Consider the following 5,537-nt stretch of genomic DNA (forward strand, 5'->3'; position numbering starts at 1 on the left):
AAAAAAAAAAAAAAACGCATATTTAGAAATAATCATAAACATTGAAGATCCTAGTGCAATAATCGCATGTGTTCGAATGCCGGCCGATTTATTTCGGCTCGTCCTTTCATATCCAATGGCACAACCACATAAAGTAGCCAACACGATACGAAACATCCAATCTAAATATTCTTGTCCTGAATACAAAATATCATCCCCAAACTCAACTGCAATATATTTGTTTTAGTTTTCTTATTTTCTCTTCAGTAAGCCCATACTCTTCTTCAAAAAAATCTTTATAACTAGAATACGTTTGTTCAATTGTATCAATCGACAATTGAATAAATTCTTCCCTTACATATAAAAGAGCATCACATTCTTTTCTAAGCTCTAAAGGAATATGCAAATGCTCGCACAACTCCTCATTAATTTGTTTCAAATCTACATTTGAAGACAAATATTCTTTTATAGCATCCTCTTTTTTGCAACCAAGCGCCATCATAATTAAAAATCCAGCAACCCCCGTTCTATCTTTTCCAGCCGTACAATGAAAATAAATATTCCCACTATTCTCTAGCAACAAATTAAACATTTGTTTATATGCCGGATTATTAATAGGCATGATAGAATACCCTTTTTTCAAATAATCAATAATGAAATTTTTATTTTCTCTTGTCATCTTATCCTTGATAACTGAACCAAAATCAAATGAATATCCATTATCTAAATCCATCTGAATTGCGCTTATATTATAATAAGACATATCCACAGCCAATGAATCAGGATTACTTAACGCTTCTTTCTTATCTCTAAAATCAAGAATATGCTTAATATTCAATTCTTGAGACAAACATCTTAAATCTTCACTCGATAAATCAATTAATGGTCCTCCACGAAAAAATTTATTTGTCTTAATTTCAAGACCATCACACGTTTTATATCCCTTTATATCCCTAAAGTTTCTAATTTTTGTCTTAAGCCTACGCTTCACCAATTCATCAAATTCATTCTGACTTAAACCAAATCCACCAATACTCGTCAAATGAATATTATGAAAGTCACTACCACCACTACACATTAAATTATATTTATTCACATATTCATGTACTTTAGGATAATCCTCAGCCTTCATACTTGGATGTGAAATCTCAATGCCATCAATTCCATAACCAACATATTTATCAATTTCATCATAATTATCATATTCACAAGGATGAGCAAGTATAGCTATACCGCCATCCTTATGAATTGCATCAATACCCTCTTTTATATCAATATAACCCATTTTTTTATCCGTTTCCAGAGTTGTTTTCGATGCAAAAAGTGCTCTATATTTATTTAAATCATTTAATTCTGGATACTTCTCAACTAACGCTTGAAACAAATGCATTTTAAAAACTATATTATTCTTCGCATATTTCTTTGCATCTGAATAAGTAATGTCAAAGCCTTTATTTCTTAATTCCTCTATTAATTCATGATGATACGCATCCCTGCATGCCAATGTATGATTGCACAATTGTTCAATATGTTTTGGATCATCTTGAATCCATAATCCAACTACATGCACCTTTTTACACACATCCCAATCGTAGCAGCTCAACTCTACTCCTGGTATCATATGAATTTTTCTCTTATCACATTCCATTTTTACTTTTTCTAAATGAAAAACTGTGTCATGATCTGTGATTGCAATTGTTTTAATTCCCTGTTCTAGCGCAAAATCAAGTGTTTCTTCAATTGAATGAATACCATCACTATAATCTGTATGAACATGTAAATCTGCATACACTATAAACTCACCTTACTTTAAATCACTCTTAATAAAATATCATTTGTTGAAACAGAAGTTTCCTTTGTAGGTAAAACCTCCAAATAATCCGTTGAATTTGTGACCACAACCATAACTGTTGAATCAAGACCCGCCTTTTCAATTTCATCTACATCAAATTCAATCAACAAGTCACCCTTCTTTACTTGTGCATCTTTTTCTACAAATTGCTTAAAAGGTTTTCCATTTAATTTAACAGTATCAATGCCAACATGAATCAATAGCTCTAAACCATCATCTGATTTAATTCCAATCGCATGTTTTGTTTCAAACGTTGCAGAAACTGTTCCATCTACAGGAGCATAAACCTTTCCATCTGTTGGTTTGATTGCAATTCCTTCACCTAAAATGCCATTAGAGAACATTGAATCATTTACTTCACTCATAGGTACAGTCATCCCTTTTACAGGTGATTCAACCTGTGAGATATGATTTTCAACACTTTGTGCTGAATCTTTCTCTTCCTCAACCGGATCATCAAATCCAATTACCCAAGTAGCGATAAAACTTACTACTGCAGAAATAACCATAGTAATCAAAGCATTCTTTAAATTATTTGGTGCACCTTCACCTACCCACATCGGCAAGTTGATCAAACTTGGTGTCATAAACGCAAATGCTTTTAACCCAGCATAACCAGCATATAAACCACCTGCAAAAGATCCAATCATTACTGCCAACATAGGCTTTTTCAAACGCAATGTAACACCATAAATACATGGTTCAGTAATACCTGCTAAGAAAGCTGTTAAACTAGCTGAAAAACATGTGCTTCTAAATTTTTTATTCTTCGTTTTTAAACCGCAAGCCAAAGCAGCCGTCCCCTGAGAAATATTCGCTGTTAATGTTAAAGTTCTAGAAATTGGATCAAATCCTGATTGCGATAAAATTTGAATACCTGCAATTGCTAAAGGTGCATGCATACCACCTACAACAAGCCAAGGATATACAATACATACAATTGCAATTCCAAACATTCCTAACGTATTATAAGCCCATAATAATGCTTTACCTGTATAAATAGAAATCAATCCCATTGCTGGTGCTAATACGACAAATGATAAAGGTACCATAATCAATAAAACCAATAATGGAGTCAACATTCCTTTTAACACTTCTGGAATAACACGATTCAATGATTTTTCTAAACGACTCATCACAAAAACAATTAAAATAGATGGAATCAATGATGAAGTATATGGCATTCCATAAACTGGTAATGCACCAAACATTTGTCCAATAAATTTAGGATCCACTGCTGAAACAATACTATTCCAATTCGGATGAACTAAAATACAACCTAATAAAGCAGCTAAGAATACATTACATTTAAAATGTTTTGCAGCAGCAATTGCCGTAAATACCGGTAAGAACATAAAACCTGCATCAAACGCAAAGTTAAAGATATAGTATGTCATTGATGTTTCTGCATTTGCCCAACCCATCATTGAAATAACCAACAATATACATTTACCAAGTCCTGTACCAACCAAAATAGGAATTAATGGTCCTATACAACCAATAATAGCTCCGAAAATAGATCTAACGATTCCTTTTTTACCTTCTTTTTCATTATTGCTCGAATCGTTCGTATCTGAGATATTTGCCAACTTACAAATATCCAAATACACATCATGAACATGTGTACCAATTACAACTTGATATTGTCCTGCTTTTTTGATTAAAGATAAAACACCATCGATGCCTTCAATTCTTGCATCATCCGCTCTACTTTCATCCTTTAAAGTAAAACGAAGACGCGTCATGCAATGTTGTAACGCTACAATATTTTCCTTTCCTCCTACCGATTGAATAATCTCTTTTGCTAGTTTTTCGTATTTCATAAATTCTCCTCCATTCTACGTAAAAAACCACAAATGAGAAGGTTTGGCCAACTTAATGTAACCACCCAACCAATATACTAAAATCATTTCTTACTAATGATTTTCGCAACATGAATAGTTAAATATAATACTTCCTCATCATTCAATACATATGAATAAACTCTCTGAATATAATTCTGCATTTTAGAAACACATAAATACGGCTCTACATATTTTTCTTTCATAATCTCCAATAAATCATTGTCCAATGACTCATCCGAAGAAGCACTCTGATTCTTAAATAATCGCACTGCAAAGAAACGTAGATGCGTAATAAAACGATTATATGCTAATGAATCCAGATCAAATTCCATATGGAAATAATCTTTTACTATATCTGTTAATGAACGAATAAAATCAGTGATGCCATAAATTTCCTCTACATTCTTATTCATCTCACTACCTATAATATGAAACGCTAAGAAAGCAGCCTCATCATCTTGCATGCGAATACCATATTTTTCTTCTATTAAATCCAATGCATACAATCCCAACTTATATTCTTTAGGATAAAAAGTTTTAACCTCATATAATAAATGATTCTTCAAAATCAATTTATCTTTATATCTTTCGATACTCGTATGAATATGATCCGTTAAAGAAATATAAAGAGAATCATCTATTTTCAATTCCTCTCTAGCCTTCTCTATAACCTTACTAGAAATTTCCATATATTCTAAAGGAATATCCTTCAACATATTCAAATACTTATCTTTAGAATTTTTAATATTTAATATATAAGTTTTTATAACACGATCACCATCAATGTCCTGACCTGTCTTTTTGCCATAAGCAATCCCTTTACCCATGGCAATAACTTCTTCTTTTCTATCATTTAAAGTGATAACTGCATTATTATTTAAAATTTTCTTAATTTTCATAATCCACAATCTCCTTAAGCTAAAACAAAATAAAAACCTGTCCAGAAAAATTCTGTAAACAGGTTTAGTGTTGCCAACAAATACTGCAATAACTATCCATAAATTACAAACCATGAATGTATTTAATCTTCACTTATAGGATAACATATATCATCATCGTTTGCAAACGTTTTCACATTCATAGCGACTTAAACAAAAGAATTAACAAAAAATCCAATTCAATAATTTTGTGTAATCTTCCATAAATACATTCCTACCCTTTTCCCTTTGAATAAATTTTACAACATAATCAAACACTCATATTAAGTTTAACCCTATAAACCTATATTATTTCCATTCAAACATGACATGACATTTAATCAACATTTGCAAACATCTAATTCCATTATACATAAATCAACCATTAAAAACCATAATACATAATCTTTTAACCCAATCATTCGTCAATAATCGGTAAAGGACTTCCTTCCTCATATAAAGAATCAAATAAATCGCTACAAGTATAAGGTACCAAATCATAAAAACTTATATCATCATTAGCTCTTACGATAATCATATAATCTTTTGATTTAAACATAAAATATAAATCAAGTTGTGTTTGAGTAATTCGATATTTTCTCATAGCATTAAAAGATATACTGAGTTCATTTATGATTTCTTTTGCAATATCTTGATTCGTTTTATATCCTTCAAAAAAATATTCAAAAGGTAATAAGACCATAATATTCTTTTTAGTTGCTAATAATTTTTTTATAACATTAACTGCATTCAATAATTGATCATCGCCAATAACGTTTCCATCAGTTAATATTAGAGGCCTATCAACAAATACCTTCATCATATTATAATAACCCATTGGCTTCGTGTTTTTGGATATTGCATATGCTGTATTTCCTGTGTTTGTCTTGTAAATTTGCATACTATTAGATGTAAGTGCGTGCATTTGTTCGGGTTCACATAAAA

At 31.1% G+C, this 5,537-nt stretch carries 5 protein-coding genes; all 5 read right to left on the reverse strand.

Translation table 11 applies throughout. From position 1 onward, the window contains the following. The coding region (locus ACZQCL_RS05785) for an MgtC/SapB family protein (protein WP_482482194.1) at positions 1 to 156 on the reverse strand (156 nt) is incomplete at its 3' end. Between the two features lie 46 nt (positions 157 to 202). Continuing rightward, a complete protein-coding gene (locus ACZQCL_RS05790) occupies positions 203 to 1,771 on the reverse strand; it encodes a tyrosine-protein phosphatase (RefSeq protein ID WP_482482186.1) in 1,569 nt (522 codons plus the stop codon). Between the two features lie 17 nt (positions 1,772 to 1,788). Further along, the gene (locus tag ACZQCL_RS05795) at positions 1,789 to 3,654 is read right to left on the reverse strand and encodes a beta-glucoside-specific PTS transporter subunit IIABC (protein WP_482482188.1); all 1,866 of its coding nucleotides are present in this window, start codon (positions 3,652 to 3,654) and stop codon (positions 1,789 to 1,791) included. Between the two features lie 83 nt (positions 3,655 to 3,737). Then, positions 3,738 to 4,574 carry a BglG family transcription antiterminator LicT gene (licT, locus tag ACZQCL_RS05800; protein WP_482482190.1) on the reverse strand — a complete coding sequence of 279 codons (837 nt, stop codon included), beginning with the start codon at positions 4,572 to 4,574 and terminating at the stop codon, positions 3,738 to 3,740. 436 nt (positions 4,575 to 5,010) lie between these two features. Continuing rightward, positions 5,011 to 5,537: hypothetical protein (locus ACZQCL_RS05805; protein ID WP_482482192.1), on the reverse strand; the 527-nt coding region annotated here is incomplete at its 5' end.

The organism is Holdemanella sp. (assembly GCF_056804935.1).

Coding starts and splice junctions, on each gene's coding strand:
- ACZQCL_RS05795 (WP_482482188.1), bottom strand. CDS start 3,654: ATGAAATACGAAAAACTAGCAAAAGAGATTATTCAATCGGTAGGAGGA.
- licT (WP_482482190.1), bottom strand. CDS start 4,574: ATGAAAATTAAGAAAATTTTAAATAATAATGCAGTTATCACTTTAAAT.